The organism is Dyadobacter sp. CY261, assembly GCF_021440085.1.
GTDB lineage: Bacteria > Bacteroidota > Bacteroidia > Cytophagales > Spirosomataceae > Dyadobacter.
Window position 1 is genome coordinate 269,570 of record NZ_JAKCPW010000010.1, and the last position, 26,377, is coordinate 295,946.

The 26,377-nt window shown below is 50.6% G+C and carries 18 protein-coding genes; 5 read left to right on the forward strand and 13 right to left on the reverse strand.

Annotated elements, in window-relative coordinates; all coding sequences use genetic code 11:
• The 3 genes from LZD49_RS25975 to LZD49_RS25985 form a co-directional block, all read right to left on the reverse strand.
• Entirely contained in the window at positions 1-1,425 is a 1,425-nt protein-coding gene (locus LZD49_RS25975) for a glycoside hydrolase family 140 protein (RefSeq protein ID WP_234670613.1), read from the reverse strand.
• A 190-nt stretch (positions 1,426-1,615) separates the two neighbouring features.
• Positions 1,616-3,028 (reverse strand): RagB/SusD family nutrient uptake outer membrane protein, encoded by a 1,413-nt coding sequence (locus LZD49_RS25980; RefSeq protein WP_234670614.1) that lies wholly within the window; start codon positions 3,026-3,028, stop codon positions 1,616-1,618.
• A gap of 10 nt (positions 3,029-3,038) precedes the next feature.
• A complete protein-coding gene (locus tag LZD49_RS25985) occupies positions 3,039-6,185 on the reverse strand; it encodes a TonB-dependent receptor (protein ID WP_234670615.1) in 3,147 nt (1,048 codons plus the stop codon).
• A gap of 248 nt (positions 6,186-6,433) precedes the next feature.
• Between LZD49_RS25985 and LZD49_RS25990 the strand changes: the two genes are divergently transcribed.
• From LZD49_RS25990 to LZD49_RS26005, 4 genes are read left to right on the forward strand one after another with little or no spacing between them, the layout of a single operon-like run.
• Complete coding sequence (locus tag LZD49_RS25990; protein ID WP_234670616.1) at positions 6,434-7,696, forward strand: ribulose-bisphosphate carboxylase large subunit family protein; 1,263 nt, start codon at positions 6,434-6,436, stop codon at positions 7,694-7,696.
• On the forward strand, positions 7,693-9,078 hold the full coding sequence (locus tag LZD49_RS25995) for a four-carbon acid sugar kinase family protein (RefSeq protein ID WP_234670617.1): 1,386 nt from the start codon (positions 7,693-7,695) through the stop codon (positions 9,076-9,078). The genes LZD49_RS25990 and LZD49_RS25995 overlap by 4 nt, the downstream gene beginning before the upstream one ends.
• 36 nt (positions 9,079-9,114) lie before the next feature.
• Complete coding sequence (locus LZD49_RS26000) at positions 9,115-9,393, forward strand: nucleotidyltransferase family protein (protein ID WP_234670618.1); 279 nt, start codon at positions 9,115-9,117, stop codon at positions 9,391-9,393.
• A complete protein-coding gene (locus LZD49_RS26005; protein ID WP_234670619.1) occupies positions 9,380-9,826 on the forward strand; it encodes a DUF86 domain-containing protein in 447 nt (148 codons plus the stop codon). The genes LZD49_RS26000 and LZD49_RS26005 overlap by 14 nt, the downstream gene beginning before the upstream one ends.
• On the opposite strand, the gene LZD49_RS26010 is transcribed toward LZD49_RS26005, so the two are convergent.
• The 4 genes from LZD49_RS26010 to LZD49_RS26025 form a co-directional block, all read right to left on the reverse strand.
• Positions 9,807-11,129, reverse strand: a complete 1,323-nt coding sequence (locus tag LZD49_RS26010; RefSeq protein ID WP_234670620.1) for a bile acid:sodium symporter family protein — start codon at positions 11,127-11,129, stop codon at positions 9,807-9,809. The genes LZD49_RS26005 and LZD49_RS26010 overlap by 20 nt on opposite strands.
• A complete protein-coding gene (locus LZD49_RS26015) occupies positions 11,126-11,797 on the reverse strand; it encodes an aspartate/glutamate racemase family protein (RefSeq protein WP_234670621.1) in 672 nt (223 codons plus the stop codon). The genes LZD49_RS26010 and LZD49_RS26015 overlap by 4 nt, the downstream gene beginning before the upstream one ends.
• A 175-nt stretch (positions 11,798-11,972) precedes the next feature.
• Complete coding sequence (locus LZD49_RS26020) at positions 11,973-13,559, reverse strand: DUF5060 domain-containing protein (protein WP_234670622.1); 1,587 nt, start codon at positions 13,557-13,559, stop codon at positions 11,973-11,975.
• A gap of 2 nt (positions 13,560-13,561) precedes the next feature.
• The gene (locus tag LZD49_RS26025; RefSeq protein ID WP_234670623.1) at positions 13,562-15,073 is read right to left on the reverse strand and encodes a glycerol kinase GlpK; all 1,512 of its coding nucleotides are present in this window, start codon (positions 15,071-15,073) and stop codon (positions 13,562-13,564) included.
• A gap of 146 nt (positions 15,074-15,219) precedes the next feature.
• On the opposite strand from LZD49_RS26025, the gene LZD49_RS26030 reads away from it, so the two are divergent.
• Positions 15,220-15,540, forward strand: a complete 321-nt coding sequence (locus LZD49_RS26030) for a hypothetical protein (protein WP_234670624.1) — start codon at positions 15,220-15,222, stop codon at positions 15,538-15,540.
• Here the strand turns inward: LZD49_RS26030 and LZD49_RS26035 are convergent.
• From LZD49_RS26035 to LZD49_RS26060, 6 genes are all read right to left on the reverse strand, one after another.
• On the reverse strand, positions 15,533-17,773 hold the full coding sequence (locus LZD49_RS26035) for a DUF5703 domain-containing protein (RefSeq protein ID WP_234670625.1): 2,241 nt from the start codon (positions 17,771-17,773) through the stop codon (positions 15,533-15,535). The genes LZD49_RS26030 and LZD49_RS26035 overlap by 8 nt on opposite strands.
• Before the next feature lie 117 nt (positions 17,774-17,890).
• On the reverse strand, positions 17,891-18,781 hold the full coding sequence (locus LZD49_RS26040) for a sugar phosphate isomerase/epimerase (RefSeq protein ID WP_234670626.1): 891 nt from the start codon (positions 18,779-18,781) through the stop codon (positions 17,891-17,893).
• 9 nt (positions 18,782-18,790) lie between these two features.
• Positions 18,791-19,879 carry an exo-alpha-sialidase gene (locus LZD49_RS26045; protein WP_234670684.1) on the reverse strand — a complete coding sequence of 363 codons (1,089 nt, stop codon included), beginning with the start codon at positions 19,877-19,879 and terminating at the stop codon, positions 18,791-18,793.
• A gap of 50 nt (positions 19,880-19,929) precedes the next feature.
• The gene (locus LZD49_RS26050; RefSeq protein WP_234670627.1) at positions 19,930-21,453 is read right to left on the reverse strand and encodes an MGH1-like glycoside hydrolase domain-containing protein; all 1,524 of its coding nucleotides are present in this window, start codon (positions 21,451-21,453) and stop codon (positions 19,930-19,932) included.
• 26 nt (positions 21,454-21,479) lie between these two features.
• Positions 21,480-24,635 carry a DUF6298 domain-containing protein gene (locus LZD49_RS26055; protein ID WP_234670628.1) on the reverse strand — a complete coding sequence of 1,052 codons (3,156 nt, stop codon included), beginning with the start codon at positions 24,633-24,635 and terminating at the stop codon, positions 21,480-21,482.
• 7 nt (positions 24,636-24,642) lie between these two features.
• Complete coding sequence (locus LZD49_RS26060) at positions 24,643-26,340, reverse strand: polysaccharide lyase family 1 protein (protein ID WP_234670629.1); 1,698 nt, start codon at positions 26,338-26,340, stop codon at positions 24,643-24,645.
• Positions 26,341-26,377: the final 37 nt, after the last annotated feature.

Sequence of the window (26,377 nt, forward strand, 5' to 3'; positions counted from 1 at the left end):
CTATTTTTCCAAAACCAAAACCCAATCATTTCCATTTCTAACCTCTCCGGGAGGGTTAAATGTTTTGATTCCTTTGTTTTCTGTTTTTCCAATTTTCGAAAGTTTGCCAATCCGTGGATCATACCAGCTTGCGGTAACCTGTTTACCGCCGATTTTACCCATATTCACCTTCATTTCACGACCATTCCAGGTATATATCAATGCGTAATCCTTCCCACGTGTTGCCAGCAGGCGATTATAACGCTCGCCATTCTCTGCGAGAAGTGATTGGTCCGGCACGCGATCGAAGTAAGGTTTTGAAAGCATGAGGTTTTTCAAATGCATCATTTGGCCCGCACCGGGGTCGTTGATCGCCTCGTCCCATAATGCGACTTTCGGCTCAGTAACGGAAAGAGCAGGTTGTTGAATGCCAGCGCTAGCCTGTCCTGCGGCAGGTTGAACACGTTGTTTGCGCATTTGCATCACCGAATTGTTCCCGTAGGTAAAACCGCATGCACCTGCAAACACCGACCAATAGGCATATCGCCGAACATCATCGGCCGTCCACACCGGCAGCGTTTTATCGTGCAGGCCATACCAGATATTTTCATAGGAAGGCTCCCCATCGAGCACCGGTTTTACGGGCTGGCGGGCGTAGTCAGCTTCGACATAGCGCCAGTTATCCTCGCCGTACCGCAAATCTTTGGCTTCGTTATCCTGTGCATAAGTGCGGTGTCCCGACTGGAACATATTGAAATCCAACCAGTCGCGATCGTGAAACCATTTTGAAGACTGCATTCTTCCAAACGGATGAAATGTAATAAGGTGATTCGGATCTTCGGCCCTCAGCGTGCTGCCGATCGCCTCCCAGACCTCAGGGACGACATCGCCCTGAATATCGCCGCCATTGATCCAAATGATATTGGGACGGTCGCGGTACCGCCTCGCTAGAAACTGCGCGTATGCTTTGGCTTGTTCCGCGCTGGTTTTTCCGTTTTTCACCGCATTACCCCAAATGGGCACCATTCCGATTTCCATGCCTTTCTCCGCTGCCTTGTCGACAATGTAATCGACATGGTCCCAATAATCGTATTGCAGCTGGTCCTCAAAAGATGCGCCTTCCGTCACATTCGGCGCGCCCAGGTTCCGGTCCATCAAAGCTGAGTCGCCATAGACATTCACCGATCGCAACGCCTGGACCACCATTACCTGCACCACATTGAAGCCTTTTTGTTGCCGATCAGTGAGATAGCGATCCGCTTCCTCGCGGCTAAGGCGCGTGAAAAGCAGCCAGCCGGTATCTGCCAGCCAGAAAAATGGTTTTCCCTGTCCATCGGTAAAGAACCGCCTGTTTTCCGATACTTTTAATGTCTTCGACTGGCTAAAAACAGGCTTTGTGCCGACGATAAGGCCGACACAAAGAAGGATTAGAAGTTTAATATTCATGAGTTTTTTTGAGTTTATGAGTTCATGAGTCTAGGAGTCCAGGAGTCCAGGAGTCTAAATCTTGGGGGTATAGAATTTATAGTACGGAGTTTATAGTTGAGAATTTAAAGGTTAAGAACTCATAAACTCTCAACTCACGAACCCCTAAACTCATAAACTCTAAACTCATGAACTCTAAACTCATGAACTCTCAATATCCGGCGTTCTGAGTGATCTTCGCATTTTGGTCCCGCACAATGTTTGGGATAGGGAAAACCAGCTTGTTCTGAGTTACGGGTTTGCCTTTTGCAGTCAGCACATCGACTACGCGGTTGGTCCGTTTCAAGTCAAACCAGCGGTGAAATTCGAATGCAAGTTCCACGCGGCGCTCGTGCTCTACGGCCAGTGCCAATGTGCTGTATTTAGCAGGATAACCACTTTCGCCGTACAATGGCAGCCCGGCCCGTTTGCGTACGTGGTTTAGGTAAGTGGCGTCACCGGTGGCTTCCGACAGCAGCAGCAGCACATCGGCATAGCGCAGCACCATGAAATTGTTATTGGCAGCGATATTCTGATTGATCAGCGGAGCCGTTTTATCCTGCCATTTCTTAGGGAATTTGGCTTTGGTAAAATTGCCTTTCGCATCGGTAAAGCCGGTGTCGATCGACGCTTCACGACGACCGTCGCCTTTTTCGTACTCATTCCAGACATCTTCCACCACCTGGTTCATCCCCGCGCCGTAGAAGCCCAAGGCATTGGAATTGGGGAAAAATTCGAGGTAATAGTTGCTGTAAGGTGCCGTTGCCGAGCCGCCGAGGAACTGGATTTCAAAAATCGACTCTTTGGTATTCTTGGTTTTAGGGTCCCAAAGCGATGCGTATGCAGGCAGCAGGTCGTATTGTTTGCTGTCGTACACTTCTTTCAGCTCCTTCACGCCGTTGGTTTTGTCCCCAATGGTCAGGTACACTTTTCCCAGCAACGTCTGCGCGGCACCCTTCGTAGCCCGGCCTGTGATGGTCGACGTTGCCGGCAGTTTGGATTTCGCTTCGGCGAGATCTTTGACGATCTGGGCGTAGATCTCCGCTGTTGGCGTACGCAGGATGTCGTAGGCTTCGGCCGCGCTTACCGGCCGGGTTACCAGCGGCACATCACCCCAAAGCTGGGCCATATTGAAGTAATACAACGAGCGCAAAAAGAGCATTTCGCCCTGGGTTTGCGCCTTGTAAGTGGCGTCGAGGTCGGCATTCTGGATCTTGTCGAGAATGATATTGATATTGTAGATCGACCGGTAGAAGTCCTGCCAGAACTGGTATACCATGGTGTTCGCTGGCGCCAGCGTGTAGTCGCGGAATTGCCATTTATCGGCCTGATTGCCCGAAATGTTGAAGATCGTCACATTATCCGACATCAGCTCACCGGCATAAGAAACCGGGCCCTGCGGATGGTACACGGTGTAAAGCGTGTTATAGGCCGCATTGGTGGCGATGTCGAAATCCGACTTTGTTTTGTAAAAATTTTCCGCACTGGGGTTCGAAACCGGTGCCAGTTCGAGGAAGGAATCCTTGCAGCTCCAACTTGTGGCTATCAACGCTGCGAGGGCTATGGAGTTGATGTATCTTTTCATTTCTTGTCTTTTAAAAATCAGCCTTAATCCCAATAGTAATCACCCGAGGCAAAGGATACGACCCGTAGTCAACCCCCTGAAATGCTCCCGGAACCGGTGCGTTGCCGCTGCTATACGCGCTTGACGTTTCCATGCTGCTCGAATAGGAAGTCGTTCCATAGGTGGTGTTCTCGGGATCATACCCAATGTATTTGCTCCACAAATGGACGTTCTCTGCATTTACATACACCCTTGCACTACTCGTTTTCAGCTTCGAGGCCCATTTCGCAGGCAGCGAATAAGACACCCGCACATTCCGCAACCGCACAAACGACGCGTCCTCAACCCAATACGAAGAGAACTGCTTTTGCAAACCGAGGTAATTCACCGATGGCTTGAAATGCTTGCCATCGCCCGGATTGCTTTCCGAACGCCAGTAGTTGTACATGCTTTCGAAGAAATTCCGTCCGTTGTCCCAGGTGCCGAGGTAACGCACATTATTGTTAGCGATCTCTCCGCCAAATGAGCCCTGAAAAAGGAACGACAGCTCAAAACCTTTGTAGCCCACCGTATTGGTAATTCCCGCGATAAAGTCCGGCTGATAATTGCCCAAAATAGTCCGGTCGCCATCGGTGATCTTGCCATCGCCATTTACATCGCGCACTTTCGGATCGCCCGGCGTAGTGCTCGCATGGTGCGGGTAAGCATCCACTTCCGCCTGATTTTTGAAAACACCATCGAAAATATAGCCGTAGAAGTTCGAAACAGGCTGACCTACCTCGGTACGAACGGTCACGACGTTGTCGACATACTGAATCGGCGCATTACCGGATCCGAGTTGCAGCACTTTGTTGCGGTTTCTGGAAATATTAAAATCCGTCGCCCAGGTGAATGCACCGGTGAGGTTCTTGGAGGAAATGTTCAATTCCACGCCGCGGTTGCGCATCTTACCGATGTTTGTCAACTGTGTCGAAAAACCGGTAATGTCGGGAACGGGCACAAATAGCAGCATATCACGGGTAACCGAGTTGTAAAATTCGGCCGAGAGATTGATCCTGTTATTAAAAAGACCCAGATCCACGCCGACATTGAATTGATTGGTTTTCTCCCATTTCAAATCCGGGTTTGCCAGACTACTCACTTTCAAACCATTAGCGAGGTTTGCACCATTCACATATTGCGCAGCGGCAAGCAGGCTGATCGCACCGTAATTGGGAATCTGGTTGTTACCCGTCACACCATAACTCGCACGGAGTTTCAGATTGTTAACCGCCGTCACACCCGACATGAATGCCTCGTCGGACAGCAACCAACCGGCTGAAACAGAAGGAAAATATCCCCATTTGTTATTCTCTCCGAACCGCGACATGCCATCACGACGCAGGGCGCCCGTCAGGAAATAGCGATTTTTAAAATTATACTGGACACGGGCAAGGTACGAAAGCAACGACCACTCACTGGCCGTGGTGTTACCTGCGGTCACTGTGCCTGCATTCAAAGTTTGTACAAGGTCGTTCGGGAAATTGTTCGCAGCCACGTACATGGTTTCGTCGCGCTGCTTCTGGCTGGTGTAGCCGAGCAGGCCGGTCACGGAATGTTCCCCTATTTTTTTATCATATGCCAATGTATTCTCACTCAACCAGTTCAGCATGTAGGCATCGCCTGCATTGCCCTGCGCCGCAAGTACTGCCGAGTAGCCATAAGCCTGCTTATCCTTCCAGTAAAAATTGCTTCGCATGTTATAGAGGTTACCGCTCAAACTCGTGCGGAACCGCAAGCCATCGATCACTTCATATTCCAGATAGCCCGTAGCCAGGGTGTTGAACGATTTTCTTCCCTTTTCGGCCTCACGGGTGAGCGAGTACGGGTGCCAGAGGTTCATGTCGGCATAAGATGTAAAGCGGAACCAGGTCGAGTTCGGGTCACGGAAACCAAGGTTGCCATTCTCGTTGTAGATCGGGAAGATCGGATCGCTTTGCAAACCAAGGCTGATGACATCGCTTTTGCCCTGCGTACCTTCCGTACGGTCGAAAATGGAAGTAATACCGATATTCAAACCTGCGCTAAGCCGCTTGCTGATTTGCGTTTTGAGGTTGGATCGTAAGGAAAGACGCTTATAGTAATTCGCATCCAGCACGGCAGTCTGATCCAGATAAGCTCCTGAAAACATATACTGGGTCTTTTCGGTACCGCCTGTTACCGTTAACTGTGCATTAAATGAAGGCGCGGTACGGAACATTACATCCTGCCAGTCGGTACCCTTGCCGAATTGCTGGGGATTACTGGTGAAATCTTCGGGGATGCGTAAAGTGGCTGGCCGTGCGCTGTTCGGGTCGCTCGCATTCCCTCCCTGTGCCGTCCATGCATTGTTTTTAGCATCGATGTAAGTCTCGATATATTGCTGCGCGTCCATCATTTTCACTCGGCGCGTCACCTTCTGCGAGCCATATTCAACATTCGCACTCACATTCACCTTGCCCGGCTTACCGGTTTTTGTTGTCACAATCACTACCCCACTCGACCCGCGCGAACCGTAAATAGCTGCCGATGAAGCATCTTTCAATACCTCGATCGATTCGATATCCTGCGGATTAATAAGGTTCAGGTTAAAGTTTTCCAGCGGCACCCCGTCGACCACGATCAGCGGATTGGTACCTGCCGTAATCGAGCTGATCCCCCGGATTTTGATGACCGGCGAAGCCCCCGGCGCTCCCTGCGACTGCGAAATATTGACACCCGGTAATGTTCCTGCCAGCGACTGGGTAACATTACTGAATGAACGGTCTTTGAATTTGTCATAATTAACGGAAATCACCGACCCCGTTACCGCCCGCTTGCTTTGCGTTCCATAGCCGACCACGACCACTTCTTCCAGCGATTTGTTTTCCGGCACAAGCTTCACGCCGATTTCGGTGCGGGCACCGACCGTCTCTTCAACCGACTTGTACCCGACAAAGCTGAATACCAGCACCGTAGCCTGATCGGGCACGTCGATCTGGAATGTCCCGTCGGAGGTCGTTGTAGTACCACGCTGCGTACCTTTGATCACGACGCTCACACCCGGAAGCGGGTCGGCATCGTTCACACCCGTTACCCTGCCTTTGACCGACAGTGTCTGCGCATGCAATGCCGGGGCTACCAGCCAACACGCCAGAATGATGCGTAAGAGTTGTTTCATAGACATTTCGAACGATTAGGGAAAGATGTGATTTTCTTTTTATTTCTTTTATATTCTAATTTTTACGAAAAGTATGAACAATTTTATTTTAAAAAAATATTTGAAAGTATTTAATGACTTATTTTTATAAAAAATTGGTAAAAACTGATTTATGTTACTTGTCGATGCGTAAAAAACCAACTTATAGGCCTTTCATTCGAATCAAAAAGAACTACATTCGCAAGCATAAATAGATCCGCAGGAAATAAATGGAAAGAATCAAGGCACAGTACTACATCGAAACCCCGCACGCAGTGGAGAAAGCGGCGGCGGTACTGGCTGGTGAACAGTCATCGGGAACATTTGTGGCAGTACCAGGCGAGACCGAGGAGCTCAAAAACCGTTTCGCTGCCCGGGTGGAGCATATCGAACTCCTGGAAACCGTGTTCGAACCTGCGATGCCCGGTGCGCCATCGCCCGATGGACAATACCGGCGCGCATACGTGGAAGTATCCTGGTCAATCGAAAACTTTGGCTATAACCTGCCGACGCTCGTTTCGACCTTACAGGGGAATTTGTATGAAATTACGCAGTTCACTGGGCTTAAATTGATGGACATCCATTTCCCCGAATCTTATGCAAACCATTACCGCGGCCCCAACTTCGGCATCGATGGTTGCCGCTCCCTAACGAAAGTCGTGCCCGGGCGGCCCCTGATAGGCACCATTGTAAAACCCAGCATAGGGCTTACACCCGAGCAAACCGCCGAAATTGTCCGCGCGCTAGCCGAAGCCGGTATCGATTTCGTCAAGGATGATGAATTGATGGCCTCAACCGCCAACTCGCGCTTCGAAGACCGTGTAGAGGCGGTCATGGCGGTCATCAACCGTCACGCCGACCGAACCGGTAAAAAGGTGATGTACGCATTCAATATCAGCGATGAAATGGAGCCCATGCTCCGTAAATATGAATATGTGGTGAAATCGGGCGGGACCTGTGCGATGATCAGCCTCAATAGTGTAGGCCTTTCGGCAGCCAAACGTATTTGCGATTTAGGTCAACTGGCGATCCACGGTCATCGAAACGGCTGGGGAATGCTTAACCGTCATCCATTGCTGGGAATCGAATTTCCGGCCTACCAAAAACTCTGGCGGCTTGCCGGTGTAGACCAGCTACACGTGAATGGCATTCAAAACAAATTCTGGGAATCAGACGATTCCGTGGTCCGGTCGATCGTGTCCTGCCTCGATCCGACGCTACTCGGCAAACCGGTCTTGCCGGTAGTTTCATCCGGTCAATGGGGTGGACAGGCATTCGAAACTTACCGTCGTACCCAAACCACCGAACTCCTTTACATGGCCGGTGGCGGCATTATGGCGCATCCGGGTGGTTCGGCAGCGGGCGTAACCGCCTTGCAGCAAGCATGGGAAGGGGCGGTGAACGGACTGTCGCTCGAAGAAGCGGCACGACAGTACAAGGAGTTCGGCCAGTCTGTTGAAAAATTTGGCAAACTGCAATTTAACCGTGCATGAGCGACCTTAATATCCTTCTGGCATTTTACGGCGACGATTTCACCGGCTCTACCGACACCATGGAAATCCTGGAACGTGCGGGAATCCGAACCGCCTTGTTCATCGATCCGCCAGGCCCCGAAGACCTCGCCCGCTTCCCCGACATACAGGCATTCGGCATTGCAGGCATGACACGCGCTATGGCGCCCGCACAAATGGAAGAAGCACTTCGCCCTGCATTCGAAAGACTCCGGAGGTCCGGCGCAAGGCACATTCATTATAAAGTATGCTCCACTTTCGATTCATCGCCGACAATCGGCAGCATTGGTAAAGCTATTGATGTAGGTGCTGAAATATTCCGGTCGGATTTTATATCGCTCGTCGTAGCCGCGCCGCCACTGGGCCGCTATTGCGCATTCGGGAATCTGTTTGCCAGAATGGGCATCGGCAGCGACGGCCAGATCCACCGCCTCGACCGCCACCCGAGCATGAGCAAGCACCCAACCACGCCAGCCGATGAAAGTGACTTGCGAATGCATTTGGCTAAACAAACCAAAAAATCCTGCGGCCTCATCGACATCCTGCAAATCCAAGGCGATCAAAACATTGCGTTAGCTGCGCTGCAAAACTGCGTCCAAAACAACGATATTGTTCTTTTCGATGCATTATATGACCACCAGATGCGTACTATCGGCGAGCTGATCGACCGATTCGGAACGCCTGACAAACCGCATTTCTCCGTCGGCTCATCCGGTATTGAAATGGCCTTGACAGGTTTCTGGAAAGATCAGGGAATCATACAACCACCCGCTGCATGGCCTGAACCGGGCGAGGCTTCGCCATTACTCGTACTTTCTGGAAGCTGCTCTCCCGTCACGGCCCGGCAAATTGATTATGCACTGGCCAATGGTTTTGAAGAAATTGCCTTAGACACACCAGCCATTGCCGCTGGAACGCACGATCAGACATTTGCCGATGACATCGAAAGAGGCATTCAATCGATCAGAAAAGGGAAAAGTGTAATCATCCACACCAGCAAAAGCACGCAGGATGACAGATTTGTTCAATCACATCAAATCCTAAAACGGAACGGATTAAATGCAACCGATATCCAATCCATAACCGCTACATTATATGGCGGCGCACTAGGCACAATCGCACGCGAAATTGCCTCCACAACGAATTTACATCGAATTGTAATCGCTGGCGGGGATACCTCCGGGATTGTCGCACGCGCATTAGGCATTAAGGCAGTGAGTATGATGACCCCATTATCCCCCGGCGCGCCGCTATGCCTCGCATTTGCGCCTGGGGCGGCTGTGGACGGGTCGGAGGTTGTGTTTAAGGGCGGACAGGTTGGAGGGGAGGAGTATTTTGAGGTGGTGAGACTTGGTAAGTTTTGAAGTTACAATTTGGTATATTTCGAAAAAAAAAACGCTATGACTTTACAGGAACTGGAATCGATACTGAGAAAGGAAAGGGTTTTCGAGGAATTCGGGATCAATAGGCTAGGATTATTCGGGTCATTCGCCCGAGGTGAAAAATACCATGATATCGATATCCTGCTCGAACAAAATATGGAATATCGCGTCCGTGAAGAATTAAAGAACAAGCTACAATTGATCCTGAACATTAAAATAGATCTTGTCCCAGAAAAATTCGCGGATCCAATCATCATTTACCGTGCCCGTAAAGATTTGAAGTATGTCACACGCTGATTCGCGAGACCTTTTACCGATACTGGTAATTATGGAGTCGATCGGAAAAATTGAAGTCTATACAGATCAATTCAGAAGTGCAATTGAGTTCTTTCAAAAGGACGATCAAATGCAGTTCAATGCAAGCTTGTTGCTAATCATTAACATTGGCGAGCATGCTAACAGATTGTCCGAAAACCTAAGAAACAATTATCCCCTCATCCCGTTTCAACAAATCAGAGGATTGCGGAACCGCGTAGCCCATGATTATACAGGCATCGACTACGAAATGGTGTTTGAAATAGTTACCAAAGATCTCCCCGAGTTAAAACCACACCTTATTTACCTACTGCGCTCCGAACTCGGAGCTGGAAATTTTGATCCCGAAGAACTAAATGCAGCGCGACAGAGCCAATTTTACAAACATGTCGATTTTACGGCGTTTGCACTTTGACATTTTCCGTCACACTCCCCTCTCCATTCTGCTTCTCAATCTCTCTCTTCCGCCAATAATTCGCCAGAATCGACCCGGAAATATTCATCCATGGACTGAAAACCGCTGCCGCCAACCCTACGGTCCCGAGTTTACCCATTGTCCCGGCAAGCCCGGAAGCCATTCCGCCGTTTTGTAAACCCACTTCGAATGCCATTGTTCTGGCAGACGCCTTATCGAGTCCCAAAAGCCGACTCAGCCAGTAACCAAAGAAGTACCCTGCCGAATTGTGCACGACTGAGACAAAAAAGAGCAGAAATCCGACCTGCATCAGATTGTCACGCCCAGCAGCCGTTGTTACAGTGGTGAAATAGATGATGCCGAACATCGAAACGTAGGGCATATATCGGTCGAGGCTCTTGAATGACAGGGTAATTAAATGATAAACTAACCCTACTAACACGGCACCCGCAAAAAACGAAAGCACTTCCAGCGATTGCAACCCGGCTTCGGAAACACTTTCTGCGAACCACGACCATAATCCCAGCGGCAACGCCCCGAGCCAAATGAGCGCGAACGATGCCGCCGCGTAAAGATTACGTCGACCGCGGGGTGTGGCTGTTTTCAAAAAATCATGAATCAATGCGGCGCCAATGGGCACGATGACGATCTTGATAATCTCCATCATCATATCCAGAAAGCGGATGTGAATGAGCGTCCCCGCCAGGATTTTCATCAGAAAAGGCGTAAGAAACGGCGCAGCGAGTGTTGTCATGGCCGTAACGGCTACCGATAGCACCAGATTTGCCCGTGCGATGTAGACCATCACATTCGAAGCCAGCCCACTCGAACAGGAGCCGAGTAAAATGATACCCGCAGCGATTTCAGGATCGAAGTGGAAGACTTTGGTCAATGCAAAGCCCGTCAATGGCATAATAGTGAAATGGCTGCACAAACCTACCAGCACACCTTTACCGGAAGTAGCGAGTTCAGAGAAGTCGCGCAGGCTCATTTGAATGCCCATTCCGAACATAACAAACTGCACTACGACGAGAATCAGCCATTTATTTCTCAAATCAAAATCACCGATGTGCAGGATAGATTGCGGGTAAGTCATGCCGGCCACTACGGCCGCGGCAATCCAGACGGTGTACTGGTAACCACGCAAAAATGGTATCGCACCAATGCCTATTGCCCACGCAACCGCAGTACCCAGCGCCGCGGCTTTCAATAACTCACCCGATCCGGTAAACCAGGCAACCAATAGCAGTCCGAGCCCCAGCACTGCCAGCACCAAACATATCTTTCTGATTACCAGCATCATTTCAACTGATTGATAACAGAAGCAAGGTATCGTACCGCTTCCGGCGGACTGGCCAAAATAGGTACCGTTTTTTCCGCTTCGGATAAAGTATCGACAACCCGCGCCATCGAGGCCTGCGCAAGCAGGATCACATCCACCTGACTGGACAATTCACGCAAAGCCTGTGCAACCATCTGGTCATGCAGCTCGGGATTACCGCCCATAAGCGCATCAAAAGCCCCTTCACACAATCTGCTCGTCAGTTCGATTTCCTTACCAGCTGCTTGCGCGCGGCGTTTCACAAGGTCGGCAGTCGGTTCCAATGTCGTAGGTAACGTTGCCACCACACCGATGCGTCGGCCCTTTGAAACGGCAAGGTCGGCCATGGGCTGGTCGACGCGCAGTACCGGCACGGAGACCAGCGCCGCCGCTGCCTCTACCGCCCTCCCGATTGATGAACAAGTCACCAAAATGCGGTCGGCACCCGCTGCTTCGGCCGATGACACATAATCGACCACGCGGCGGGCGGTAGCCGGCGTTAGTTTTCCCTTCGCGATAACGTCCTTGATCAGACTGTCGTCGACGATATTAAACAGGTTTACACCAGGCAAATACTCATTGCACAATTGCTGAAAAATGGGCACAAGCGTAGCCGAAGTGTGGATCAATCCTAATGTTATTGGCTTCATATTGGAATTATGGAACACGCAGTTGATACCCCATAAAGCAGGCGATAATAGTCATATACTTTCGTTTATATTCGATTTATTTCGAAATTTAATAAAATACACTACTAAAAAAAGACCGGACATGATCCGGTCTTTTTAATCCTTTACTATCTATGTTAACCAATCAAAGTCTTTCTCAGGGTTTATATTCCCTGATACGCAAGGCAAGGTAAGGTGTCACCGGTAAACGGATCGAAGTCTGCCTTTTATCAAATATGCGGTAATCAGCAGCTTCGGCTGCCTCAAAAATCTCCGGCCGCTCGTCGATCGTCATATTCCAGGTATCGATTACCTCGACCTTAAACTTACGACCGGCTCTTGGCCCTCCTTTACGTGGCAAATTGAATTCCCATTCTGGCTGCATGTTTTTGCCAAAATAAATCAGGTAATAACTACTGTCTGCGGTCGAAGTCTGGTGATCCTTCCATGGATCAGACAGCTCCAATGGCCCTGGTGCCTCTTCCAATATCTTTCTCAGAAACCCGATCCTGGCCGGACTGCTGCCGATCAGCCTGCCGCCCTTTGCCCAGAAAATGGTGTCACCCACATTTTTATAAGTTTCCCCATGTGTTACATACGTACCCGCGATCACGCCTTGCCAGAACGCCTCGGTCATCTCCTCCCCGCTCAGATGTCCCCAACGTTGCTGCAAATCGCCTTCATAACACACTTCGTCGTAAACCATCGGCCTGAAAAACACATCCCTTAGCAAAGTCGCCCGGCCAAAATCCTCCACCGTAGAACCGTTCTGAATGCTGACGTGTGTAAATTCCGGCTTCCAGTTGTCGTAGTAAACACTGCCGTTGTGGATCGAACAGAGGTGGCCGTAAGGGTCCGCATTCACCACGGCCTTTGTATAAATGTCCCAATCCGCCCGCGGTTTTGTTTTAATATAATCGAACTCGTTGGCCATCGACCACCAAACATTCCGGAAAGAACTCAACCTGGCCGTGAGGTATTGAATGTATTTCAGGTCATTTTCTTTACCCAGACTGTCAAATCCCCAGTGCCCCTTATCATAGGGATGAAAAATAATCACATCCGCCTCGATCCCCAGCTTTTTCAGGTCATCGATCCGTTTTTCCAGATGCTGAAAAAATGCAGGCTCAAACTGCGACAAATCCCACTGGAACTTCGGCTTACCTTTCGCGTCTTTTGTTTCGGATTTCTTCACGTAGGGATAAAACGGCGGCTCACTTTCAACGTGTGAGTAGTATTTTGGGAAAACACACATCCTGACCTTGTTAAAAGGTGCGTTTTTCAGCGTTTTCAGGGTGATTTCTTCCAAACCTTCGGGCTGATGCGTCCAGGCGTACAATGTCGTACCAAAAGGATAATAACGTTTGCCGTCCGCATATTTAAAATGGTAGGTGTCAGCAACTTGTACGGGCCCGTGATTATCCTTTCCGGGCGCAATGCATGTGAATCCACCCGTTTTACCATTCAGTGATTTGTTATTGCTAATGGTTTTATATTTCCACCCACCGGTTTGCTTTGGCATAAAACGGATTTTATACTGACCGTTTCCATCGTAAAAACCAGCTACTTTCACCTTTTCACTGCCATTTGTAAACTCGGCCGACAAATTCACATCTGCAAACGGATTACCCGCCTGCGGCCCAGTCAAAGTCACTTCGAACCGTTCCCACCGCTCAACCTGATTTTGAGCGGATACAAGCATTACATTCCAGACTAAGAGCAAAAAAGAAAATAAATACTTCATAGTTAATGTGTTATAAAAACCTGAGCAGGAGTGCCCACCGCTTCCTGCCAGCCACGATAGGCTGACTTTACAAGATCATTGGGCATTTCAGGCGACAGCGACGAGTGATTTTCACTCAGTTTTTGCAGGAAATCGATGCTTGGATACACCCCCGAATACAATCCGGAAAGATAGGCTGCACCCAATGCGGAGACCTCCGGAAAACCCAGATTGGTAACCGGCTTTTCCAGCAAATCCGCCAGCATTTGCATCACAAAGCCATTGGATGTCAACCCGCCATCGATTTTAAGCTCCTGCAAGGCAATGCCTGTGTCGGATTCCATCGCTACGATCACGTCTTTGATCTGGTAAGGAATGGATTCCAGAGCTGCGCGTACAATATGATTTTTGTTGGAATTGAATGTCAGACCCGTAATAGACGCCTTGCGATTCATGTCCCAATGCGGCGCACCCAGCCCGCTGAACGCCGGAACCAGGTAAACACCGCCGCTATCCTTTACCGAACGTGCCATCGATTCGGTTTCATGAACATCGCTGAACAGTCCAAGATGCGTTTTCAGCCATTCTATTGTCGCCCCGCACGTCACGATCACCCCCTCTAATGCATACTCGACGCGGTCGCCCGCGCTCCACCCGATCGTGGTAACCATTCCTTGCTGCGAAGGCTTGGGCTGCGGACCGATGTTCATCAGGATCGATGAACCTGTTCCCAAAGTAGCCTTGGCAATGCCGGGGCCGAAACAACCCTCGCCGAAAGCGGCAGCATGCGAATCGCCGATCATAGCGGTAACGGGTATCGGGCTTGGTAGTAAACCTTGAAAATCAGTATCGCCAAAGTAAGACGAAGATGACTGTATAGCTGGCAATTGCAGCCCGTCCAACCCGAACGATTGAACCAACTCGTTATCCCACGAAAGCGTTTCGAGATTGAAAAAAAGCGTCCGCGAGGCATTGGTGTGATCCGTGAGATAAGATTTTCCGCCCGTCAGCTTGTAAAGCAACCAGGTATCGACAGTTCCAAAATATGCATTATCTTCCAAAATGGCGTTTTTCACCGCTTCATTATACAAGTTCAGCCAGATCACCTTGGAGCCTGAAAAGTAAGGATCAGCCAACAGGCCGGTTTTCCGCCGTATCGTTTCTTCCAGACCTGCTGCACGAAGCTGTTCACATACGGATGTGGAGCGTTTGCATTGCCATACCACCGCATTATGCAACGGCCTGCCGTCACGATCCCAAAGCACAAAAGTTTCGCGTTGATTAGAAATCCCGCACGAACGGATACCCTGTATACGTCCACCTTTAGACGTCAGATCAGCAATGCATTTGGACACAGAAGCGAGGACATTCGTATAAATTTCCTCCGGATCCTGCTCCACCAGCCCGCCGTCGAGATACGCAGTTCGAAATGGCTCACTCCCGCGAGCTACCACCTTTCCTGCATCATCAAAAATGACGGATTTAGTACTACTCGTACCCTGATCGATCGCCAGCACAAATGGGCCATTCAACATGCAGGAAGCCTTGTTTAACTTGTTAAATCATTCCTCATTAAGAATAACAAAGAAAAGAAAAACAATCGAAAACAAAGCTAAATTTGAAGGAAAAAATATTGATTTATTTATGTAGTGTATGACCTTGGGTGCAATTCTCTGGTGAATTGAGCAGTTTGAATTTCGACGCGATGTTTTTAGCGGAAATCAACGCGATCACAACACCTCCGAGTGCCAGAAATGTTAGATCTATCTTCGATTCAGGCCGACAGATCGTCACGTCGAAAGCATTCCCTCGACGCCTCATCTTCGATTTTGACGGGAGTACTTTGCGTTTTATCAAACCAGAATCCCAGGCCAGCCCCTATGACAAACGCTGCCATTGCAACAACGGGACTACCTATTGGGCTTACCAAAATCCAAAGGCCATACCAAACGTAAGAGGTGTTGCCAATTCGTACCGACTTTCTGTATTCGCATTCATTTAGAGAAAATTACATCATTTTTCCGATCTTCTGGCGTCACTTTCAGGCTCACCATTTTCCCGGCTTTCCATTCTCCTTCAACAACCGTATTCTTCGGCGCGTGGAGCTTGAATTGTACATCCCAATCATCAGGCCATGCGGGTAAAATATAAAGAGAATCTCCCACATACTGCAAAAGCATTTCCTGCAAGCCGATCATCCCCGAGCCGCCCCAGTTGTGGTCTGGTACCCAATCGTGGCCGGGGCCCCAGAATGCCGGGAAACGACGTCCTGAATCTTGCAGCTTTTTGATGGTCAGGGCGGCAGCTTCTTCGGTAAGACCTAGCCTTGCGCAGAAAATATTATCCTGGTGCCAGCTGGTGTGGTTGCGATTTTGGATCGCCTCGGTGTCATATTTCCAGGTATTAATCGCCGTCTCAATGTCAGGCTTCCCAATTCCGTAAATTCCGTAGGGAAAAACCGGATAGAGCTGAGGGATTTCGGTGTTCTGTATACGTTCCCAGACTTGTGCGGGTGCGATCGTGCGATGGCCCTGCATTTCCCGGAAACTTAGCGGTGGTACGCGCGTCAATATTTCGTTCCAGCGTCCGCGTTGTGCTTTACTACCGTATTGCGGCGGCAATGCCAGCATTCTCTCCAGCACTGTTTTTAAACCAGCAACGGTCGTTACCGGATTGTAAGCCATTTTATAAGTCTCCGCCGCGCTTCCCGGAAACAAAACCAGCTTTCCATTCTGGTCGAGCTTTGCAGCGCTGCGATTAGCTGACAGGTATTGATAATGCTCATCAAAGAAAACCACACAGCTTTCGATCAGCGGCAGATATTCTGTAATATCCACACCCGTAAAATGCTGCTGGTCGAGGATCATCAGGCAGAATTCCAGCGAAGTATCCCAAAGGTATTCCAGCCATTTGTTGTATTCCATGCCCGGATCATAGCCCGCCGGACGTTTGGAGCCATATTCCGCGTAATTCGGCAGGCCGAAGTTCTCGATTTGTTCGGTAAAGGAAGCCCCATTATGCCCCCAGTAATGTTTTGTACGCGCTTCGGCATTTCCCAGGATTCGCTGATAAAACTCGAATTGCGGCTTCATCATGTCGAAATCGCCACTTTTGAGCATCGGCCAATACACCAGACGCTGATTTTGCGCCGTAAAAACTCCCCCGCCCCAGTTGCGGTGATCGGCGGTGAAATGATACGAAGAATCTACAAAAACCGGGTCATAAGTGAATAAACCGCCATTGAATTTGGTCGGATAGTTACCGAAGGCATTGCATCCCAGCATATAGCGAAATAGCTGGTAGTTACGGCCTACCTGCCAAACCGGCGATGCACTATCTTTCTTACTGACATTCAATGCAATATAGCTCCGCTGCCAATATTGTTTCCACCATTCCCGCGTCCTCGCGAAAGCTGTTTTGTACGATTGCTGTGCTTTGCTAACCGTTTCCAAAAGCCCTTTTTTCCAAACAGCAATATCCTCTTGCTGATCGGTGTGAAAATAAATGCTCAGCTGAATGTTCTTCGAAGGCGATTTAGTCTTCAATCCAAAACCCTTAAACGGCGCATCCGCATATTTACCAATCACTACCTTTCGATCAACAACCATATCCCGTCCGCTCATCCAGCCACCATAAGTCAGGTTTTTCAACGGGTTCCAAAGTTTTGATTTGATCGGATCAAGCTGTTGCTGGCGCACGATCACGTCGAACAGGGTTAAGTCACGGTTTTGATGATAAAAAAAGACGCCGTTACTCTCCTGTATGACGCTGTCCGGAAAAACGGAAACCTTTGGTGCTGCCCATTTGTAAGAACTGGCACTTCTGGCATTGCCCGTGAGCTCACTCGGCGCAGTACGCCAGCTCTCATACCACGCCTGTGCGGACACGGGGCTGCTACCCTGCACGTCGACATGAACGACCGGCCTGAAAACATCCACCCAAACATTCACCGAGGCGCTCAATTTGCCTTTTGTACCGGTAATTTTCACAAAGCCTTCCTCCAACTTCAATTCCTGCTGAAAGCTACCACCCTCCTCAAATGGGTTAGGCGAAAGGCGCACACGCACGCGCCCAAGCTTGGGAAAAATGTTGTTTTCATCAAAAACCCCGCTGCGCGACATGTAGAATAGCAAATCACCCTTTTCAACCCAAACATTCAAACCCACATCACCGCCACCGCAGGGCATCGATTCACCGGAGTTCCTACTCTGGGAAGTCCACTTCAAATTATACACGGAAGGCGAAAAAGATTGGGCAGCCAGTGGCCCTGGAAGGGTAAACACCAGCAAACTGGCGCATAGCAGAATTGTTAGGCTCTTTTTTATTGCGGGAATCAGCAAGGCGATGATGGGTCAGGATTGAAAAACAGTTTTCATAAAAGCGGTATTCGCACCGAAATTACCCCGCACATCGCGCGGCTTGCTGGCATCCCTCGAGCGTTCGATGACGAGCCAGCCCTTCCAGCCCATTTTGTCGAGCGTGCCCTTTACCTTTTTCATATTCAGCCGGCTGTTGTTTTGGAGCCAAACACCGTCTTTATCGGTACAATGGATCTGGCAAATGCGGTCCCTACCCAAAATGCGCAACTCCTCGCAAAGGTCGCGACCGGCTTCGAGCGGGTTGGAGAAATTGAAATAGATCTGAATGGATTTTGAACCGATTTCTTTCAGTAGTTCCACCTCGCCCCTTGCATCCAACGCGGTTTCGATGCCGATAACTACACCCGCTTTTTCGGCAATTTTACCAACGGTTTTAAGCCTTTCCACAACGGCAGGCCTTAATTCCGGATTTTTGACCAAATCGCCCTGAATACCCAGCGGCAGAAATGCGACCTTAATGCCCATTTGCTTCATGGTCTCGATGCAATCGCTCACCATTTTTTCAGCCCCTTCACGCTTAGCGAATGATTGCGCATAAAAACCAGTCATGGCCAGCGAACAGATTTCCAGATTCAGCTCTTTGGCTTTATCGAGGTATTGCTGCCGCACAGCCGGGTCGGCGAGCTTGTTGTCGAAGGTCGGCCGGTCGCCCAGCCCGCCCATATCCACTTCCAGGCCATCGGCCCCGATCTCGTTGGCAAGCGGCAATGCGCTTATTTTCTGCCGTTTCAGGATCATCAGGTCGATCACCGCGATTTTATAGCGTGAATTCTTCGCCGGGGCAAGCATTCCGCCCGCCCACGACGATAATGGCAGCGCTACCATTCCGGCAGCGCAGGTCGTCAGGAAATTTCTTCTTTTCATGAATGCAAATTAAATAGGCCACTGTTCCGCCATGATAGGCTTGCCTTTCAGCTTGGCCGGATCGATTTTCACATGCTTGATGCGCTGCCTACGCCAGGTGTACACGATATGCACCATGCCATCCGAGGTTTGGATAATGGACGGATACGAATACTGGCTGATCGGCGAATCTTCCAGAACCAGCACCGCTTCCCAATTCTTGCCGTCATTGGAAATCGCCACATTAAGCGGCGTGCGCGGGCCTTTGGGCTGCCCGGCAGGCGGCTTCACATGGTTATAGACCAGCAATTGCCGACCATCTTTCAATGTGACGGCATCAGTGCCCGAGTTGTTGTTTGGTAAACTCGATGGTGCCACTTCCGACCACGTTTTGCCCCCGTTTCTCGACCACGATTCGACGATCGAGCGGCTTTGGCTACGGCAAAGTATCTGCATATCGCCATTCGCGTAGGTTAGTAAGCTCGGCTGGATGGCTTTGATCGCCTTGCCGTCGTTCAAAGGCCCTACTTTCCGCCAGGTCTTTCCAAAATCGGGCGTCACTTCGAAGTGCACCCGCCAGCCGGTTTCGCCCTCGGTACTCGAAGGGCACCAAAGCTCGCCATTCGCCAGTAACACCGGTTTATTTTTTATAGGTCCCAAAAATCCATCCTGCAATTCCGCTGGCTTCGACCATGTCTTCCCATTGTCTTTGGAAGTGATTAAAAAGCCCTTCCAACCCGGCACATTCGGCCCTACTTTGTAAAAAAGCATGAGGTCGCCTTTGGGGATCTGATATAGAACCGGGTTCCAGCAGGCGTAGCGCAGCTTCTCGTTCACAACGCCATTCGCAACTTCCACTGGCGCTGTCCATTTGCCGTTTTCGAGGCGGCTAACCCAAATGCCCACGTCCGGATTACGCTCTTTGGTGCCGCCAAACCAGGCTGTCACAAGCCCGGCTGGTGTTTCAGCGATTGTCGAGGCGTGACTTTCAGGGAAAGGCGCCGTTTCAAAAATGAATTCATCAACGGTAATGCCGTCCTTAAAATTCTGGGCGGAAGTAGAGAGGGCCAGCAGGCCCAGCGCTCCGCTAACAAGCCATGTAAACAGTGTTTTTCGCATTAATCGGGTTCTTTGCATTGTAATGTTTGGTTAAAGCTGCAATGCAGGGTTTATGGGTTAATTAAAATTCTTGAAATTTGGTCGGACGAGCCCGCTTTTTGGCCATTAACCAGCACTTGAAGGCCTTTGCCCTTTTTATAATGGCTGCCGTCGCGGTCCCAAATAATGGTGAGGCGCTTGCCATGGTAATGGACGTCGTCAAGACAAAACCAGTCCCATTGACTTTCCGGAATGAGCGGGTTTACTTCGATTACTTCATCCGCACGTGGGCGCAGACCCACCAGACCGGTGATAATGAGATCATTGAATGTCGAATGGTTGTAGTAACGGCTGCGCTCCTGATCGCCTTTAAGCCAGTAGCCGGTCTTTTCGTCCAGATACTCACCGATATAGGGCTTTCCGCGATAATATTGCGACTCCACATATTTTTCCAGCAAACTAAAATAAACCGTATCCGCCACTACTTCCGGCTTCGGCGCATTAAGGCGGTTGGCGAGGCCGGTCAATGTCTGTGCAGTGGCAAACGGCCATACTGCACCGTCCCATTCGCATTGGCAGCAGCCGTGCGTACGGAACTCCGGATGGCGGCGCTCGGCGGTAGTGAGGCCGAATGGCGCATTAAAGCCGGTGTGATCCGACACCTGCTTCCAGGCACCGTCGTGTTTTTCTTCTGCCAGATCAAAATACCATGGAATAAGCCCGATCGCCTCGCGCACGCCGGCAAAAGGCCCTTTCCCACGTTTCTTTACTGTTTCAAAAAAAGCACTATCGGCATGCCATAATTTATTGTCAATCAGCCATTTCAACGTATCCGCCTTGCTATCATAAAGCCCAGCCAGCGCCTGGTCGCCTTTCAATGCAGCAATCGCGGAAAGCGCCTTCGCGTTACCATACATATAACTATTGATCGTAGGACGCGCATTCTGTTCCCGACGCCCACCGCTCAGCGACTCTTCCATGCCGTCTTTTACATCGGTTTGCCAGAAGAGACCACTCTCCGTACGCCGGTCTTTCTCCCATGCTTTGTATTCCGAATCCAAGTCCGGCAGCATATCGAGCAGGAAGGCCTTGTCCTGAGTTACTTTGTATCGATTATACAATGCGTCGGCTGTCCAGCTGCTGAAATTGAGCAGCTTTTTCATACGCCCGCCGTGGTTGCCGCGGTACCAGATATGCACATTGTTGTTCAGATAACGCTGATCGTGCAGCCACCGACCTTCATAAATGTGATGGCCGAGGGCGCAGCTGATCATATTGTATTGGTCTGCATAATTCCGGTCGACGAGAAATTCGGTGATCGCAAAGCCCTGCGGCGTGTTGTGAATGTGCTTGCGGTAAGTCCACCAGCGGTAGTAATAGATTTCGCGGAAATTATCCTGCGGGCAGTCGAACAGCGGAATATTGGCCTTCATCCAATCCCACGACTGCGCATTCGGGATCGCATTGACTTTATTCTCATCCTCCATCCGGTTGAAATACGCCACATGATGCCGGTAATCCTCCGCTTTCAGAACTGCCGGGCCGACAGCCTTGCGCGCGCAGCCCGTCAGCCCCGCCAGGGCGATGCATATCATCCCAAATCCTGTTTTTAAATACCTCATCACTTTTTTGAAAACCAATAAATTACCGGATCCGACTCTCCGTTTTTGTTCGGCAATGCGATTACTTTCCCTCCTTTTATCTTTTCAGTTTTGCCCAAAATAGCGCCGCTGCGTGCGTTGATGCGTTGCAAATAATAAGTCCCGGCAAATCGCGTCAGATCAGCCTCGATAGAAGCATTGTTTTCCTGATAAATAACGAGCGCTTCACTTTCCTTAGACAAAATATATCGGCCCCTGGCTACCACAGGTTGCATTTCCCGGATAGCCTCCAAAAACGCTTCCGGCAAAGCAGGAACCGCGCTTACCGAGCCCCCTGCCAGTAAGACCGCCCATGCGTACTGATCGGCGCCATTGGCATTGTACAGCACCGCTTTTCCGGGGTATTTTTTTTTGTATTCCAAAACAGCATCATAAACTGAACCGAATGACACCTTACCCGTTTTCTGAATGCGCGCGTGCTGGCGCGGCGCTAGATTTTTGCCTCCTTCCGGCGCATAGTCGGTGCCGTTTTCCCGGCGGTGCCAGTAGCGGATGTCGATGATATCGACCAGCGCGGCAGACTTCGGATCTACTAGAATAGCGTCCTGCACGTCTTTGGTCGTACTCAATGCTACCCATGCATTTTTACCCTTTTCGCGCTCCCACTCTCCGATCACGTCCAGCCAGAACCGCACAAAATGCAGCGGGCCGGTATATTCGGCGCTGATGAACTGGATCACGCCGCTCTGCCCTGCGAAATTGTCGAGACATTGCCGGATGTAGGCCCGATGCAATGCCTTTCTTTCGGGGTTAGCAATGTCGTAAAACTGATCGGCCATAAAAATGCGTTTGTCCCCGGCATAAGGCGGAGGTTCGGGGAAGCCGGTCGCATTAATATTGTTGGCCGTGCGCCACGGAAAATCGGCATAATGCGCACCGGCTTCGAGGATATTGTGCTGGAAATAATTTTGATGGTAGAGCAAAAGGCCTTTCTGGTCGGCCAGCGTTACAAACTCGCGCAGGCGGTTCCAGTACCATTCATTGTACTGTTTCAGGTCATATTTACTGAGATCGTCCCAGGCTGCCTCCATTCCGCTTCGGGCAAACGGCTGTTCGTAAAATGGTGGCCAGGTTTCACCATCGATGCGCCGGATACGCTCGTGGTCGTCGCGGCGGCGGTCGTACCAAAGGCCATAATTATGGTCTACAACGGTGATATGCTGTGTTTTCAGTGAATCGGTCATTGATCGCAAATCATCGGTAAAACCCTTACCGATGCGGCCCGGCACATAGCGGGTAATGTGTGGCTTGGCAGCATTCACATCGTGCGGACGGATGCTCCCACGCCACCAGGGCACTTCATGGCGACTACCGGTAACGACCTCGTTGCCACGCACCAACCAGCCATTATAGACTGCCAATGCGGGTAACATTTTTGTATTGTCAGTTTTGGTAAAACCAATTTCATCAATGGATTTGGCAGTGGCCGAAACTACTGGAATCGGATTGCGTTGCGGGGCCTGATCGATCCAGTCAGTAAGCAAAATAGTAGGCTGTTGCGAACCTGCGACTAATGCAGCCGCCTGTTCGAGGGTCGGGCTGCTGGACGCTTCGGTTGCTTTGGGTACTAAAAAAGATTTAGCCAAAACCGGCTTGCCCAGCCGATCGGCCAGTTGCGCGTAATACAAGCTCTGCGGCTGGATATGCTCATTTACGTTCTCCCAAAAACCATCCCCGGCAAACTGCGCCCACGCCCCGAATGCGAAGTTCTGAGCCCCAGGCGGAGCGAAATTCTCGATCCCCGACGCCGAGCATTGCCAGAACACCGAATTAGCGGCGGTCCATCCTGCTCCCTGGCCGTCCTGGCCCCGGTTTTTGAAAGTCAAGGCATGCCCATCAACATTCACAATATCAAACAGCACACCCGAAGCCCAGCTATCCATTGCCCCGCTGAACCCGTTCGGCAAATGCGATTCGCATTGTACAAATGCATTCGGCCCCGGCGCGCAAAAGCCGGTTGCAAAGTCATGAACACCATTTTGAGCATAGCAACGTTGGAAAAGCGTTTGCCCACCTTGTGTAAAAAATGTATTACGCCGTTGCCCCGCAATCTCAGAAACCGGTTGCAATGATTTGCAATCCTCCACAGTAACTTTCGAAGCCGATTCATACACAGCCACCGCCGATCCCGCCAGATGCCGGAAAGTAACCTGCCTCACCCACGCATTCTCGGTATTTTCAAAGGTAATGCCCATCCAGCGATGGTTTTCGTCTTTTAAATTCTTCTGGTCAAATGTAGATTCGATCCGCAGGTTTTCGACACCTGTCTGACTAATGCGCCCATTCCATTGATAGGGAATCACAAACCCGCCGCCAAACTCGGTGTCCAATGCGGTTGTAACAGGCGCATCAATGGTAATGCGCTTGCCCGAAATGGCGGTTATGGTCCGGTCCCAGGTGATATCGCGCTGTCCGGGTTTCCAGCCCAGCCAACCGGTTTCGCCTCCAAACTCCTCCATTCGCAGGCTTTTGACCCACTCAACCGTAGAAGGCCGCACAATGCGAACACGGTCGCCGACTCTGAGCAAGCTTGCATTTTCAACTTCAAAAGAAAGCGCATTGACAGGCACATAAGTATCTGTAACCCGCATTTTTGGTTTTAATACCAGATCATCTTCTCCCAAAACACGAATCATGGTCTCCCGCGTACGCCCGTCCCCGAGTAGCACCGTGCCACCCTCGCCCATTCCAGCGCCCCGTAAAACAACACCTGACTTCCTAATGACAACCCCTGACAAAACACGATGCATACCAGCACCCAGCAGCACCGTGCCCCGCAAGCCGTTCACGTCCAGGGGTAAATCGCCCACGTAATCGACTGCGGCCTGAATGCGCGCCGTGGCATCGCCCTCGCGTGCGGGGACGGTGACGCGGACGGCTGCATCCGGGATCGCCAGCGACCCGCTCATATAGCCTGCGAACGAAAAATCGACAATGCGATTGCCAAGCGAATCAGGTGCGTAATTTAACCGGCCATCTTCGGCCAATGCAACTGGCGAAGGCTTCCCTGGCTTTTTCTGGCAGAAGGCCATGGGCATCAAAAGAAAATACAATCCTGCCAGAGACAGGACCGTATCCGGTTTCATCACCTTAACCAAGTATCTCAGTCTGTCCAATGGAATCCTATTTTTGACCCGGCGCACCTTTCAGCGATGCCAGGGTATCGTGGTTGTTTTTTGGGTTTTTCCAATCCATTTTCTTCTTGGGATCGATGCCGTTGATGAACTTTTCAATATTGGAATAACCGTCCCCGCTCATGTCTTTCCGGGCATCTGATGGATCTTTCGGATTCAAACCGTATTTCATTTCCCAGTCATTGGGCATACCATCATCGTCCGAATCGGGATAAGGCGTGCCTTTATATTCGGGATAGCCTCCTACCTGCGAAATGTCGGTGATAATGCCGTTTTTATAAGAATCGATCGGCAGGCGACGGTGCTCAAACTGCTTCTCCGGCAATTTTACGCCATCGATCGGATTGATCTTTCCTGTACGTACCTGTGTGGTCACGCGCGCATCCACCGGATCGCGTTTTGGGAGCGTGGCACCTGCATTCGCGATCACATAATCGAACGATTCTTTCGCGCTCATGATCGGAAACTGTGGCATAGGCAGCGGCTCGCCCCATTTGATATTGTCAGTGTATTTGCCTGCGTTCGGCAGATCTTCCACCTGCACGCCGCCGTCCCAGTTGTTTTTGGTGATCTTGTCGTGGCCTTCCATGATGTTGCCATTCACGAAGGCACGTCCGTAAACCTGGTATTTCAGTTTGCTGCGTCCCGCCTCCGGTTTCAAAATGCGGTAACCGATCGGCGAGTCCGTTGGCGTTTGCGGACCCGGTTTGAAGTAATTATTGACGATATTATACATCGCGCGGTAATCGCCGCCGTCGATGGAGCGGTGCACCCAGTTGAACACCACATTGTTTACAAAATTGAATACCCCGAACCAACCGATCGATGGGTTGCGGCCCGCATTATTCGCCCAGAGGTTCCGCATGAACGTACAGTTCTCCCCGCCTAATGTGCTGCCAAATGAATGATTCCAGGTATCGAGTGTCTCGGAGAAGATCGAGTTCTGAATGGTAATGTTTACGGTCGGGAGTTTCTGCTCTTGCACACCGGTGCTGTCGTTGTACATATGCCGGTACATCGACATGTTTTCATCCAATCCCCAGCTGGCCGAAACGTGGTCGATCATGATGTTGCCCACAGGGTTACCACCAATCGAATCATCGCGACGGCCCACGAAAGTCTCACCCCGGCGGAAACGCATATGCCTCACCACCACGTCGTGGGTGTTGATCCACACACTTTCTCCCGCCACGCAAACGCCGTCGCCAGGCGCAGTTTGGCCGGCAATCGTAATGTAAGGAGCGCGGATAATGAGCGGCGTTTTCAGACGGATAATGCCTGCCACATTGAACACGATAATGCGCGCCCCGCCCTGCTCACACGCATCGCGCAATGTTCCCGGACCGCTATCTGCCAAGCTTTTCACCACATACACCTTGCCTCCGCGACCGCCAAAACTGAATGCACCTCCGCCCTCCGCACCCGGGAACGCCGGAATGTCGGACTGCGGCAAATCCACCGGCCGCGCCGCCCAGGGAATATAAGGCTTGCCCTTTTTTGCCTCGGCTTCGATAATAGGCAATGCTTTCTGCCACGCGATTTCCGACTTGCGTTCAGCTTCCGCCAGCAGCGAATCGCTCGTTTTTTTAGCCGCAGCAGGGATTTTCGGGTATTGGGCAAATGCGCTGTGGCCGAGCAGGAAGCTGGCTAATGCAAGTCGGAGTGAAAGTTTTGGGATAGATGTCATATTTATTTTAAGTCTTAGGATTTGTAATTATTTGTCG